The organism is Marinomonas vaga (assembly GCF_055388305.1).
In genome coordinates this window covers 719,620-732,220 of the sequence record NZ_AP043903.1, presented here as the reverse complement: position 1 = coordinate 732,220, position 12,601 = coordinate 719,620, and the positions used below count along the sequence as shown (strand labels likewise).

At 48.5% G+C, this 12,601-nt stretch carries 14 protein-coding genes; 9 read left to right on the top strand and 5 right to left on the bottom strand.

Annotated features, from left to right (window positions below; genetic code table 11):
- Positions 1-11: 11 nt before the first annotated feature.
- The 5 genes from ACZ5DR_RS03365 to ACZ5DR_RS03345 all read right to left on the bottom strand — a co-directional run bounded on the left by ACZ5DR_RS03365 (position 12) and on the right by ACZ5DR_RS03345 (position 4,778).
- Positions 12-1,319 (bottom strand): TRAP transporter large permease, encoded by a 1,308-nt coding sequence (locus ACZ5DR_RS03365; protein WP_377365885.1) that lies wholly within the window; start codon positions 1,317-1,319, stop codon positions 12-14.
- A 3-nt stretch (positions 1,320-1,322) separates the two neighbouring features.
- Positions 1,323-1,838 carry a TRAP transporter small permease gene (locus tag ACZ5DR_RS03360; protein ID WP_377365886.1) on the bottom strand — a complete coding sequence of 172 codons (516 nt, stop codon included), beginning with the start codon at positions 1,836-1,838 and terminating at the stop codon, positions 1,323-1,325.
- Between the two features lie 71 nt (positions 1,839-1,909).
- Positions 1,910-2,872 (bottom strand): TRAP transporter substrate-binding protein, encoded by a 963-nt coding sequence (locus ACZ5DR_RS03355; RefSeq protein WP_377365887.1) that lies wholly within the window; start codon positions 2,870-2,872, stop codon positions 1,910-1,912.
- 97 nt (positions 2,873-2,969) lie between these two features.
- Complete coding sequence (locus ACZ5DR_RS03350) at positions 2,970-3,770, bottom strand: putative hydro-lyase (RefSeq protein WP_377365888.1); 801 nt, start codon at positions 3,768-3,770, stop codon at positions 2,970-2,972.
- Positions 3,771-3,875: 105 nt separating this feature from the next.
- On the bottom strand, positions 3,876-4,778 hold the full coding sequence (locus tag ACZ5DR_RS03345; protein WP_377365889.1) for a LysR family transcriptional regulator: 903 nt from the start codon (positions 4,776-4,778) through the stop codon (positions 3,876-3,878).
- 189 nt (positions 4,779-4,967) lie between these two features.
- Between ACZ5DR_RS03345 and ACZ5DR_RS03340 the strand changes: the two genes are divergently transcribed.
- The 9 genes from ACZ5DR_RS03340 (at position 4,968) to ACZ5DR_RS03300 (ending at position 12,592) form a co-directional block, all read left to right on the top strand.
- A complete protein-coding gene (locus ACZ5DR_RS03340; RefSeq protein ID WP_377365890.1) occupies positions 4,968-5,549 on the top strand; it encodes a DUF502 domain-containing protein in 582 nt (193 codons plus the stop codon).
- Positions 5,546-5,890: a hypothetical protein gene (locus tag ACZ5DR_RS03335; RefSeq protein ID WP_377365891.1), complete on the top strand. Its 345-nt coding sequence runs from the start codon at positions 5,546-5,548 to the stop codon at positions 5,888-5,890. Before ACZ5DR_RS03340 ends, ACZ5DR_RS03335 begins: the two co-directional genes overlap by 4 nt.
- Positions 5,891-6,082: 192 nt before the next feature.
- Positions 6,083-7,384, top strand: coding sequence for a sn-glycerol-3-phosphate ABC transporter substrate-binding protein UgpB (gene ugpB, locus ACZ5DR_RS03330; protein ID WP_377365892.1), 1,302 nt, complete (start codon positions 6,083-6,085; stop codon positions 7,382-7,384).
- An 84-nt stretch (positions 7,385-7,468) separates the two neighbouring features.
- A complete protein-coding gene (gene ugpA / locus ACZ5DR_RS03325) occupies positions 7,469-8,344 on the top strand; it encodes a sn-glycerol-3-phosphate ABC transporter permease UgpA (protein ID WP_377365893.1) in 876 nt (291 codons plus the stop codon).
- A complete protein-coding gene (gene ugpE / locus ACZ5DR_RS03320; RefSeq protein WP_377365894.1) occupies positions 8,344-9,186 on the top strand; it encodes a sn-glycerol-3-phosphate ABC transporter permease UgpE in 843 nt (280 codons plus the stop codon). Before ugpA ends, ugpE begins: the two co-directional genes overlap by 1 nt.
- Position 9,187: 1 nt before the next feature.
- Positions 9,188-10,267 (top strand): sn-glycerol-3-phosphate import ATP-binding protein UgpC, encoded by a 1,080-nt coding sequence (locus ACZ5DR_RS03315; protein WP_377365895.1) that lies wholly within the window; start codon positions 9,188-9,190, stop codon positions 10,265-10,267.
- Entirely contained in the window at positions 10,258-10,992 is a 735-nt protein-coding gene (locus ACZ5DR_RS03310; protein WP_377365896.1) for a glycerophosphoryl diester phosphodiesterase, read from the top strand. Before ACZ5DR_RS03315 ends, ACZ5DR_RS03310 begins: the two co-directional genes overlap by 10 nt.
- Positions 10,989-11,768 carry a DeoR/GlpR family DNA-binding transcription regulator gene (locus ACZ5DR_RS03305; RefSeq protein WP_377365897.1) on the top strand — a complete coding sequence of 260 codons (780 nt, stop codon included), beginning with the start codon at positions 10,989-10,991 and terminating at the stop codon, positions 11,766-11,768. The genes ACZ5DR_RS03310 and ACZ5DR_RS03305 overlap by 4 nt, the downstream gene beginning before the upstream one ends.
- Complete coding sequence (locus ACZ5DR_RS03300; protein ID WP_377365898.1) at positions 11,768-12,592, top strand: HAD-IIB family hydrolase; 825 nt, start codon at positions 11,768-11,770, stop codon at positions 12,590-12,592. The genes ACZ5DR_RS03305 and ACZ5DR_RS03300 overlap by 1 nt, the downstream gene beginning before the upstream one ends.
- Positions 12,593-12,601 lie beyond the last annotated feature (9 nt).

Here is a 12,601-nt window from a genome sequence, read left to right as displayed (position 1 = left end):
ATTCTCTCCAATTAGCGTTGCGACATCGTAGTGGGTAGGTAGGTCACGATTTCTGGGAATAACGTGACTAAGCCAATTGCCACAGCAATCAATAAGAAGAACGGCAGTGCCGCACGTGCTACGTACAGGATGTTTTTGCCAGTGAGTGCTTGGATAACAAATAAATTGAAACCTACCGGAGGGGTGATCTGTGACATTTCCACCACCAACACGATGAAGATACCGAACCAAAGTAGATCGATCCCAGCGGCTTCTACCATGGGCAATACCACGGCAACGGTTAGCACCACCACGGAAATACCATCGAGGAAACAACCCAGCACCACAAATAAGACGGTTAGGTATAGGATCAACTCCATCGGGGATAGGTTTAAGCTACCGATCCATACAGCCAACTCTTTAGGAATGCCTAAGAAGCCCATGGCAAGGGTAAGAAAGTGAGCGCCGATCAAGATGAAGGTGATCATACAAGAGCTTTTAACGGCTCCCATGATGCTTTCCATAAAGCTACTGGTAGACAAGGAGCCCGTCATGGCTGCAATCACTAGGGCACCTGTAACACCTAACGCCGCGGCTTCCGTTGGTGTGGTAATGCCGCCATAAATAGAGCCCAATACAAAACCGATCAATCCCACCACAGGCAGCAATTGTTTAAGGGCTTTAATACGTTTACTCCAGCTAGTGTGCTCAGAGGTTTGCTGAGGCAGTTCGTCTTTGCGCAACATCCCCCAAATCATGGTGTAACCCATGAATAGGCATACCAATAGTAAGCCAGGCAGTGCCCCTGCAATGAACAAACGAGCAATGGACACTTCTGCGGCCACCCCGTAAACGATCAAGATGATCGACGGTGGGATTAACAGCCCTAAGGTCCCCGAGCCAGCAAGGGTGCCGATGGCCATGCGCTCGCTGTAACCTTGGCGCTTAAGCTCAGGTAAGGTCATACGACCAATGGTGGCTGCTGTGGCAGCAGAGGAGCCAGACACTGCAGCGAAGATGCCACAGCTTAAAATATTCACGTGTAGCAGTTTTCCAGGCACACCGCCTAACCAAGGGGACAAGCCTTTAAATAAATCCTCTGACAGACGTGTACGGAAGAGGATCTCACCCATCCAAATAAACAGAGGTAATGCAGTCAGGGACCAAGCGGTACCTGCTCCCCATGAGGAGGTGGAAAATAACAGACCAATCTGCATGTTGCCGGACATGACTAGGCCTAAGCCACCGATGAAAATGAGGGTAAAAGATACCCAAACACCGAAGGCCAACATGGCGATCATGGCAACGGCGAGAACAATTGAAATTAACGTAAGATCCATGGCTTATTCCTCGAAAGACAATTCGTCTTCATGCTTCATGTAGTTCGGGGTTTTCCCGCGTAAAGAACCCACCCAGGCATCCAGTACCGCAAGCACCAGTGCAAGGGCGCCAATCGCCACGGGTAATTGAGGAATCCAAAGAGGAACAGGGATGTAGCCATAGGACACTTCTTCATAAATGTAGGACTCATACACCATGTAACAGCTGGCGTAGGCGATGAATGCTGTTAAAGCTAAGGCCAGCGTGAGGATGATGGCTTCTTGGACCTTTCGACTGCCGATGGATAAACGCTGAATTACCAGCGTCACGCGGATATGGCCGCCTTCATTGAAGGTGTAAGCCAAACCAAAGAAGGTGGAAGCGGCTAAGGCAAAGCCAGCAAAATCTTCGGCGGAAGGCACAATAAAGCCAAACAAGCGGCCCAGGATTTGTGCTAACAAAAGCAATGTAATGGCTAGGATGCAGATACCAGAAAGCCAGCCTGACAAGCGATAGCAGGAGTCTTTGAAGTTTTTCATGGTGTTCTCTTCTTTTAGGAATGTCTCCCCAATCATAGCTGATTGGGGAGAGCAGAGGTCTAACAGAGGGATTACTTATTGTAGGCGTCTAGGATTGCGCCGACTGCTTCTGGATCTTCCGCTTTCCATTCAGCAATCATGGTTTCACCGATTGCTTGAAGCTCACCGACCAATTTGTCAGATGGGTCGCTTACGTTCATGCCGTTTTCGACCAGTTTTGCTTTGTCACTTGCAGCGCGGTCGGCAACCCCTTCCCAAGCTTTGGCTTCAGCGTGGGCTGCGGCGGTCATGATGGCCTCTTGAGTGGACTTGTCTAAACGACGGAAAGCACGCTTGTTAACCACGATGATGTTTTTTGGAATCCAAGCTTTCACATCTGTGTAGTAGTTCACATAGTCCCAAGCTTGAGAATCCACCCCTGTAGAGGGGGACGTTAGCATGGCTTGGATGATGCCAGTGCTGAATGCCTGAGGAATGTCAGGTACTTGGATTGTCGTTGGGGTAGTGCCCATTAAATCTGCTAGGCGAGAAGTAGATGGGCTGTAAGCACGCATCTTAGAACCTTCCAAATCAGCCAACTCATTTACCGGCATCTTGGTGTACAAGCTCTGAGCTGGCCAAGCGACCGCGTAAAGCAGTGTCATGCCGCCTTTATCAAGCTGGGCCGCTACCGCAGGCTTCGCTGCTTCCCAAAGCTTCTTAGCGTCTTCAAAAGACGTGGCTAGGAAGGGAATGTTGTCGTGTTTGTACACTGGGTGTTCGTTGCCCAAAATGCCTAGGAATACTTCCCCTAGCTGTACTTGGCCGCTTTTTACTGCACGTGGGATTTCTGTGTGTTTAACCAAGGAGCCACCGGAGTGAACGGTGATGTCTAGATCGCCACCTGTGGCTTCTTTGATTTCTTCTGCGAAACCGTAAGCGATTTGTGTCGGCAAGTTGCCGTCGCCGTATGGGGTTGGCATGTGCCATTGCGCCGCCATTGCAGAAGTTGAAAGTAGACTACCGAACATCAAAGCTGTGCTGAGTTTTTTCATCGTTCCTGTCCTTTAAATGCGAAGGGTTAGTTTTTGTTGTGATTATGGTTATTAAAAAACCACGGCCTATAGGGATAGACCGTGGAAAATCAGATACTTACATAATTGCGAGGTCAGTATCTAAAATGTCGGTCACCAGCATTTTGCCTGGGGCATGGGTGATACAAATTGGGGGTTTCGCGTTACGGATGGCCAGTTGTGGTGTGACGCCACAGGCCCAGAAAACTGGCACTTCCCCATCTTTAATGGTTACAGGGTCGCCAAATTCAGGTTTGTTTAAATCTTTAATGCCGATGGTTGCTGGGTCACCAAAATGCAGTGGTGCGCCATGGGCTTTAGGGAAACGAGTCGTGATCTGGATTGCACGGATGGCATCTTTGGGCACATAAGGACGCATAGTGACGACAGTGTTGCCATGGAAGCGTCCAGCAGGCTTGGTTGGAATGTTGGTTTCGAACATGGAAACGTTCACGTCTTGCTCGATGTTACGAGGCGTGAGTCCCGCCTGAGATAGGGCATTTTCAAATGAAAAGGAACAGCCTAGGACAAACGCTACCATGTCTTCTTGCCAAAGATCTTCAATATCAGAGCGGCTTTCGACCATTTCACCGTTGCGGTAGACATAGTACTCAGGAATGTCATGACGCATGTCGATGTCTTCCCCTAGCATTGGCATGCGGAAATCGCCGACCGCTGACACGCCGATTAAAGGGCAAGGCACAGGGTTGTTCTGACAAAACATCAAAAACTCATTGGCGTACTCGGCAGGTAAAATCACCACGTTCCCTTGCATGGCACCTGTGGCGAGACCACTGGTTGGACCAGTATGCTCTTTGTTGCGGATGGCCTGACGAAGAGCAGCCGTTTGTTGCAATAATGTGTTGGGTATATGCGCCATGCCGTTTTCCTAATTCTTATCACAGTTGGTATGAATTAAGAGTAGATTTTAACGGCATGAAAAGTCTAATCGTGTTTTTTTGCTATTTTTGATCAATTTTTTTTATCAAGCTATAGATTGCTCGTATTCATGGGCGATTTTTACGGCGATTTGCGCCGCCACATCCGCCATGGGGTTAAAGGGCTCGTCAGAGTACGAGGCAGTGAAACGCAGCTCGCTAGGGGTCCAGATGGTGCGAATTCGCTTCAATGTGCCCTCTGCAATGTCTTGCTCAATCATCACGTCTGGCATGGTGGCCACGCCAACCCCATCCAGTGCTAAAGAGCGGCAAGCAGACAGGGAGGTAGAGGCAAAAAAGTGGGCTGGTGGTCCCTCTATTTCACGAAATTTATGGGTGACTTCCGCGTAGGGCTTGCTGTTTCGGGCGTAGGAAATAATCGGCCATGGGGTCAGTTCTTCTAAATACAGAAGACGATCAGGCAGGCCTAAACTCGGGCTGGCAGCCCAAGACAAAGAGAAAGTACACAGCTCTCGGTTAACAATATTAGGCTCGTTGATCGGCCCCATTAACAATCCCAAATCCAAAGAACGATCCTTGATACCTGCAGTCAATGTGGGCGTCACTTCAACGGTCAGTTCCACATCTAGATTGGGCATTTCTCGATGCAGTTGCGCTAGAAACCGTGATAGCCAAGTGTGGGCGATGGTTTCAGAAACGCCAATACGAATCACCCCAGAGTAGGCGCTGGAGCTTTCCGCGCGTTTTCGTAATTGCTCTGACTGGTACAGGATTTTTTCTGCGTAGGGTAATAGATCCTTGCCTTTGGCTGTCAGGGAGATGGGGGCAGATCCCACTTCACGCTCAAATAATTTCACTCCTAGCTCGGATTCTAATGCTGAGATCCGTGCAGAAATGGCTGGTTGGGTGGTGTACATGCGTTCTGCGGCTTTACGGAAGCTGCCTAGGCTGGCGACCCACACGAAGGTTTCTAAGCGTTTGTGATTCACTGTGTTGTCTCTCCTGTTACTTGCGTCAGATTAAAGTACCAATAGGTCGGATCACAAGCTTTCATGTCAGGGTTTTGCAACAAGAAGAATTGCTGGGGCTTCCTTGATCCTTGACGAAAGATTTCATCCGTATCTGTATCTATGCTGGTACGGCTTTTGTATGCTCTAGGGGACTTTCAGGAGAAAGATATGAATCGACTTATAGCATTGATCTTAAAAGGCTTAGTGGCCGTGTTGCCGATTGGTTTGACGGTGTACTTGTTGTTTTGGCTACTCTCGACTGCTGAGGCCCTCGCCAAGCCATTGGTATTGTTGGTTTGGCCAAGTGATTACTATTTTCCCGGTTTAGGTTTGGTCACCAGTTTGCTGTTACTGGCCGTGATTGGTTTGATTGTGAACCTATATGGGGTGCGCTACCTGATGAAGGTAAGCCAACGTCTGTTTGAACGTATTCCCTTAGTAAAGTCCATTTATGGCGCCATCTGCGACATGATGACAGTCTTTAACTTGTCGAAGAAAACCGACATGCAAAGTGTGGTGTCTTTGGAGATTCAAGGCATGCAGCTGATTGGTTTTGTCACTGGGGCTGACATGGGTAAACGCTTGTTTGGAGAAAGTGATTTGGTAGGTGTTTATTTGCCATTGAGCTATCAAATTGGGGGCATGACAGTGTATGTTTCACGGGACAAATTAACCCCTCTTGATATCACGATGGAAGAGGGTATGCGTATTGCTGTAACGGGAGGCGTGCAATCCACGAAATCGGAATGATGCAATTAGAAGACATCGCTAAATTATTAGAAGAAAAGGGTTACCCCGCAAAATTAAAAACCTTTCCCCGCCGGATTTATGTGGGATCTTTGGGCTCTTTCTACGGGGTGACCATAGTGCAGAATGCTCAAACTGGTGCTCTAAGAGTCTCTTATCAGCCACTTATTTTATTAGTGGGTGGGGCATTGCTGGTGTACAGCTTTGTGGTGAGTTATGGCAACGACAACATGTTGTCGGCATTAATCGGCATCACGGGGGCGTCTGTATTTGCTAACTTTTTTAAATCCCGTGTGAAAAAGCAGGAGATCGTGGAGATTCTGAAAGAGTCAGGCGCGCTCTAGCTCGACCCTTTATTTCTTATCTGTGGCCATCTTTCTGTATGGCCTTTTTTGTTTCAAATGAAACTATAAATTTTCATTTGAAAATTAACTATCATCAAAATGAAACATTTTCCCCGTACATTGACCCGCGTTTGATGCATTTTTGAGCGTTTCATCTTTATCTTTTTCAAAATAAAACGAGGGTAACTAACCATGCGCAATTTAGCTTTGGTTTCTATGGCGGTCGGTTTAGCAGTTTCAAGTTCTACTTTTGCAGCAACGCAAGTGGAGTGGTGGCATGCCATGGGTGGCGCCAATGGTGAGAAAGTGGAGGAGATTGCAAAAGCCTTCAATGACTCCCAAGACGCCTACGAAGTAAAACCTGTTTACAAAGGCAACTACACAGAGACCATGACCTCTGCCATTGCTGCTTTCCGTGCGAAGCAACAACCAGCGATTGTTCAGGTGTTTGAAGTCGGGACAGCGAGCATGATGGCGGCTGAAGGTGCCATCTACCCAGTGTACAAACTGATGCGTGAAAACGGTCAATCTTTCCGTCAAGACGGCTTCTTGTCTGCGGTAACAGGTTATTACTCTACAGAAAGCGGCGATATGTTATCTATGCCGTTTAACAGCTCGACGCCAGTGCTTTACTACAACAAAGAGTTGTTCGCTAAAGCAGGTATTAAAAAAGCTCCGACCACTTGGAAAGAAATGGGCGAAGTCTCCCAGAAGCTACTAGACAGTGGCGTATCTTGTGGTTTTACAACGGCTTGGCAGTCTTGGACTCAGCTAGAAAACTACAGTGCTCGCCAAGATCTTCCGTTCGCTTCTGAAGCGAATGGCTTTGGTGGTGTAAACACTCGTTTGCAGTTCAACGGTGACAACCAAGTGGCGCACATTCAACAATTGAGTGACTGGCACAAGAGCGGCATTTTCAGCTATGGCGGTCGCCGTAGCGATGCGGCACCTAAGTTCTACAGCCAAGAGTGTGGCATGTACATGGACTCTTCTGCGGGCTACGCAGGTATGAAGCGTAACGCGAAATTTGACTTCGGTGTTAGCCAGTTGCCCTACGATGATAAGGTCATCGACACGCCTAAAAACAGCATCATCGGTGGCGCTTCACTTTGGGTGTTACAAGGTAAATCGGATGCAGAATACCGTGGTGTGGCGTCTTTCCTAAGCTTCCTATCCCGTGCTGAAGTTCAAGCGGATTGGCACCAGTTCTCTGGTTACCTGCCTATCACCCAAGCGGCCTATGAACTAACAGAAGGTCAAGGCTTCTACGCAGCGAACCCAGGAACAGATGTGGCGGTTATGCAGATGTCTTCAGGCACGCCAACGGCGAACTCTAAAGGTTTACGCCTAGGTAACTTTGTTCAAATTCGCGACATCATCAACGAAGAGCTAGAAGCCGTTTGGGCGGGTAAAAAGACCGCTAAGCAGGCGTTGGATACGGCTGTGAAACGTGGTGATGCCTTGCTAGCTCGATTCGAGAAAGCGAATAAATAACATCACTTCCTCATGGTGAGGTGCCTCCTTCTTCGGGAGGAGGCTTTTTTTGTGATGTAAAAGCGTGTTTGGATGAGCCTAGATATGTCGGTGTATTTCCCCCATAAGCAGCTACCCTATTTGTTGCTGCTGCCTCAGCTGTTAGTAACAGCGATTTTCTTCTTATGGCCTGCGGGCCAAGCGGTTGAGCAAGCGTTTTATCAAGAAGACGCTTTTGGCTTAAGTCGTGATTTTGTTGGCTTAGATAATTTTTCTGAGCTGTTAACCAGTCCTGAATATTACGCGTCTTTGAAGACCACTCTGGTGTTCAGTTTTTCCGTCGCATTTTTGGGAATTGCTGTGGCCCTTTGGTTGGCAGTGATGGCCGACCGAGTGATCCGTGGCAAGTTGGTGTATCAGACTTTATTGGTATGGCCCTACGCAGTAGCTCCGGCGCTGGCAGGGGTACTTTGGTGGATTCTGTTTGATCCAAGTATGGGGCCAGTGGCCCTATGGTTAGAGTATGTAGGTGTTGATTGGAATCACTTTTTAAATGGCAATCAGGCGATGATTTTGGTTGTGATTTCAGCGACTTGGAAACAGATCAGCTATAACTTCTTATTCTTTTTAGCGGGCTTGCAGGCCATTCCTCGCTCCTTGATTGAAGCCGCCGCCATCGACGGTGCGAGCCCTTTCAAACGTTTTTGGGACATTGTCTTTCCATTACTGTCGCCCACCACATTTTTCCTATTAGTGGTGAACCTAGTGTATGCGTTTTTTGAGACCTTTGGGGTGATCGATGCCACGACCCAAGGGGGGCCAGGGCAAAGCACGACGACCATGGTCTATAAGGTCTACAACGACGGTTTTGTAGGCCTAGATCTAGGGAGCTCGGCGGCCCAATCGGTGATTTTGATGGTGATCGTCGGGTTAATGACGATCGTGCAGTTTCGCTACATTGAACGTAAGGTGCAGTACTAATGATTGAAAATCGTCCTTGGATGGCTGTTTTTAGTCATGCCATTTTAATCTTTGGTGTCTTTATTGTGGCCTTACCGGTTTGGGTGGCCTTGGTGGCGTCGACTCATCCAGCGAGTGCTTTTGGCTCTGGGCATATTCCCATGTGGTTTGGACAGGAAGGGTTCGCCAACTGGCAAATGCTGTTAGTGGGATCAGACGGTCAGTCCAGTCAATTGCTGAAGATGCTGATGAACTCTTTGATCATGGCTTTGGGGATTACCTTTGGCAAGATCGCCATCTCCTTGATGTCCGCTTATGCCATTGTATTTTTCCGTTTCCCTTTTCGTGGTTTGGCGTTTTGGATCATCTTTTTTACTTTGATGCTGCCCGTTGAAGTGCGCATCGTGCCCACCTATGAAGTGATCGCTAATCTCAACCTATTAAACAGCTACACAGGTTTAACTCTGCCTCTTATTGCCAGTGCCACGGCGACTTTTTTGTTTCGCCAGTGTTTTATGAGTATGCCAGGGGAGCTGGTGGAAGCGGCACGTATCGATGGGGCAGGCCCCATTCGATTTTTCTTCGATATCTTGCTGCCTATGTCGCGCACGAATATCGCTGCCTTGTTCGTGATCCTCTTTATTTATGGTTGGAACCAATATTTATGGCCTTTGATCGTCACCACAGATGATGCCTATTACACCTTGGTCATGAGTGTGAAACGCATGCTGTCCGTGTCGGAAGGGGATATTCAGTGGAACCAAGTGATGGTGTCTACCTTGTTAGCCATGATTCCACCAGTGATGGTGGTGATTGCAATGCAGAAATTATTTGTTAAAGGCTTGGTGGACGCGGAGAAATAAGATGTCAGATTTAGTATTAGAAAATATTGGTAAAACCTACGCCAACGGCTACCAAGCCATTCCGAGCATCGACCTTACTATTGAAGAAGGGGAGTTTATCGTCTTGGTTGGGCCTTCTGGCTGTGGCAAGTCTACTTTGTTACGCATGGTGGCAGGCCTTGAGAGCATCTCCCAAGGGACATTGTCGATTAAAGGGAATGAGGTGAACAACAAGGAGCCTGCGGAGCGAGACATCGCCATGGTCTTCCAAAACTACGCCCTCTATCCCCATATGTCGGTGTACGACAATATGGCCTACGGTTTAAAGAATCGTGGGGAGTCCAAAGCTGAAATCAAAACCAAGGTGAATGCTGTGGCGCAGATGCTTGGTCTGGAAGAACTTCTAGTGCGTAAGCCCGGTCAGTTATCTGGTGGTCAGCGCCAGCGCGTGGCCATGGGGCGCGCCATGGTACGTGATCCACAGGTGTTTTTGTTTGATGAACCCTTGTCCAATCTGGATGCAAAACTACGTGTGCAAATGCGAGTGGAAATCCGTGAATTGCAGCGCAAATTGGGGACTACCACCCTGTATGTGACCCATGATCAGGTAGAAGCCATGACTCTAGCGGATCGCTTAGTGGTATTGAACAAAGGCCATGCGGAGCAGATCGGCACACCGATGGAACTTTATGAGCGCCCAGCGACGATTTTTGTGGCGGAGTTCATTGGTTCCCCCGCTATGAATCTTATCCCCGCTCGGGTGGAAAACGGCCAAATGATGTTAGATGTGGACAACACACTGGCTTGTCCACAGATTGCCGATGGCAATTTTGTCTGGGGGATTCGCCCAGAGCATGTGCAGATCACGACCCCGGAGCAAGCGGATCTCATGTTTACCGTTAAAGCAGTGGAAGCCCTAGGGGCAGAAACCCTGATCCATGGAAGCATTTTAGGGAGCGCAAATCGCCAATCTTTTGTAGTACGATTATCAGGCAATCATACATTCAAATGCGGCGACCAGTTAGCTCTGAGCGTCCCTGAGTCGGCATGGCATGTGTTTGATTCCCATACACAACAGAGAGTGAACGCGTCATGCAATTGAGTAAAGTTATGGGGCATCGTGGTGCGGCCTTATTGGCACCAGAAAATACCTTGGCTTCTATCCGCGCTGCGGCAGAAACCGGTGTGAAATGGGTTGAAATTGACGTCTATCCGATTGCCCAAGGTGGATTGATCATTTTCCATGATCATTCTTTAGAGCGCTGTACAAATGGCTCAGGCCTGACCTTGGATGCTAATTTAGAGGCGATACTGTCACTGGATGCAGGGGCCTGGTTTGGCGTGCAACATACAGGTGAAAAAGTCCCTACCTTGGAGCAAGCCATTGCTTGTATTCAAGAATTAGGGATGGGACTAAATCTTGAAATTAAGTACGAAGGCACGGATGTGGAAGCGATTGTGCCGCCGATCCTTGCGGTACTGGCCGAGCATTGGCAAGACAATGACAAGTTGATGATCTCTAGCTTCAATTATCCTGCCTTGGAGATTTGCTATGCCATGAATAAGCAGCTTCATTTGGCTTATCTTGTGGAAGATGTGCCTGATGACTGGTTGCTAAAATTGGCTGCAATTGAGGCGTATAGCTTGAATTGCTATTACCTCCCTTTGACGGAACAACAAGCCCGTGCGGTGAAAGCGGCAGGCTATAAGTTGCTGTGTTATACGGCCAATGAAGCGCGCCTAGTGGAGCACCATTGGGATTGGGGGATGGATGCGGTGATTACCGATGATCCAAGGCAATTTATGCACCTGGAGGCTCAATCTTGAGTCTAAATGAACGTCAGCAACACATTCTAAACTGGGTTCAGCAGTGTGATCTGCTTCGAGTGGAGGACATTGTTGAACGTTTTGGGGTGTCTTCCCAAACCATTCGTAAAGACTTGAACCAACTGGCGGAACGGCATCTTGTCCGTCGCCAGCATGGTGGCGTTGCCCCGGTGTCTACTGCGGAAAATCTCCCTTTTGCTAATCGCCAGTTCATGAACAGTGAGGCGAAACAGGCTATCGCCGCGGGGGTAGCAGAGCACATTCCTAATGGGGCCTCGGTGTTTTTAGGGATCGGCACCACGGTGGAGTTTGTTGCGAAAGCCCTGTTGCAGCACCAAGACCTTCAGGTGTTTACCAATAATTTAACAGTGGCCACTATTTTTGCTCAAAACCCGAGTGCCACTGTTCGGGTCACGGCGGGACGTATGCGTCACCGTCACTGTGATTTGGTGGGTACAGAAGCCCTCGAAAGCATGCGCAAGTACGTTTTTGATTACGGCGTACTGGGATGCGGAGGTCTCCATGAAATCTATGGGATTTTGGATTTTGATCCTGATGAAGCCAATGTCAGCCGAACTCTAGTAGAGCAAAGTCGTCACGTGTTGTTAGTCGCGGATCAACACAAGTGGGGACGTAAGGCCAGTGCTCGGGTGGCGGAGTTGAATGCCGCTGAAACGCTCTTTACCGATGCGATTCCCCCTAATTTGATGACCTATCTCACCCAAGAAGGCGTCAAGGTAGAAATATGTCAGCCCCAAGCATCTAAGGAAGGTTAATGAGTTCTGTTGCCAATAATGGGGTGTCCATGCCTCAGCCTATTGCAGGGTTAACCACTGCATGTCTTAAGAACATAGGGTTTGTGCTAACGGATTTTGATGACACCCTGACCCTAGAAGGTAAGCTTCCGGACCAAACACTGAGTGCCTTGTATCGTTTGCAAGAGGCGGGTATCCATGTGATTCCTGTTACCGGTGGCTGTGCTGGTTGGTCCGATATGATGACTCGTATTCTGCCTGTTTCTGGTGTGATCACAGAAGGAGGCGGGGTGTTTATGACGCGCAGTTCGGGCTCAGTAAACTACCAGTATTTCCACGATGAAGCCTCTATGCGGGTAGAGCAGGCGGCCATATTGACCATGGTAGAACCAAGGTTAAAACGCTTTGAAGCCCTACGTCTTACCAAGGATCAAGCTTATCGTTTGACGGATGTGGCCATTGATTATGCCCAAGATGTTCAGCCTCCAGCAGAGCAAGAAAAAGAGATGCTGTTAGCAGAGTTACGGTCCTTAGGGTTGAATGCGAAGGCCTCTTCAATCCATATAAATATCTGCCAAAAGGGCGTCGATAAATATGCCATGGCAAACAAGATATTGAGCGAAAAGTATGGACTTTCGCCTGAGCAACAAAAGGTTAACGTTCTGTATGTGGGGGACGCACCCAACGATGAGAGTATGTTTGCTCAGTTCCCCATCAGTGTCGGGGTGGCTAATATTGCTCCCCATTTGCCTGTTTTGACACACAAGCCTGCCTATATTACCCAAGGAAAGGGCGGATTAGGGTTTGCGGAGTTAGCCGAAATTCTGCTTGATGCCCAAAATTAAGCCTTTAAA

What these genes read in the sequence shown, in the direction of transcription:
- ACZ5DR_RS03365 (WP_377365885.1), bottom strand. Translation starts at nt 1,319, where the DNA reads ATGGATCTTACGTTAATTTCAATTGTTCTCGCCGTTGCCATGATCGCC.
- ACZ5DR_RS03360 (WP_377365886.1), bottom strand. Translation starts at nt 1,838, where the DNA reads ATGAAAAACTTCAAAGACTCCTGCTATCGCTTGTCAGGCTGGCTTTCT.
- ACZ5DR_RS03355 (WP_377365887.1), bottom strand. Translation starts at nt 2,872, where the DNA reads ATGAAAAAACTCAGCACAGCTTTGATGTTCGGTAGTCTACTTTCAACT.
- ACZ5DR_RS03350 (WP_377365888.1), bottom strand. Translation starts at nt 3,770, where the DNA reads ATGGCGCATATACCCAACACATTATTGCAACAAACGGCTGCTCTTCGT.
- ACZ5DR_RS03340 (WP_377365890.1), top strand. Translation starts at nt 4,968, where the DNA reads ATGAATCGACTTATAGCATTGATCTTAAAAGGCTTAGTGGCCGTGTTG.
- ACZ5DR_RS03335 (WP_377365891.1), top strand. Translation starts at nt 5,546, where the DNA reads ATGATGCAATTAGAAGACATCGCTAAATTATTAGAAGAAAAGGGTTAC.
- ugpB (WP_377365892.1), top strand. Translation starts at nt 6,083, where the DNA reads ATGCGCAATTTAGCTTTGGTTTCTATGGCGGTCGGTTTAGCAGTTTCA.
- ugpA (WP_377365893.1), top strand. Translation starts at nt 7,469, where the DNA reads ATGTCGGTGTATTTCCCCCATAAGCAGCTACCCTATTTGTTGCTGCTG.
- ugpE (WP_377365894.1), top strand. Translation starts at nt 8,344, where the DNA reads ATGATTGAAAATCGTCCTTGGATGGCTGTTTTTAGTCATGCCATTTTA.
- ACZ5DR_RS03315 (WP_377365895.1), top strand. Translation starts at nt 9,188, where the DNA reads ATGTCAGATTTAGTATTAGAAAATATTGGTAAAACCTACGCCAACGGC.
- ACZ5DR_RS03310 (WP_377365896.1), top strand. Translation starts at nt 10,258, where the DNA reads ATGCAATTGAGTAAAGTTATGGGGCATCGTGGTGCGGCCTTATTGGCA.
- ACZ5DR_RS03300 (WP_377365898.1), top strand. Translation starts at nt 11,768, where the DNA reads ATGAGTTCTGTTGCCAATAATGGGGTGTCCATGCCTCAGCCTATTGCA.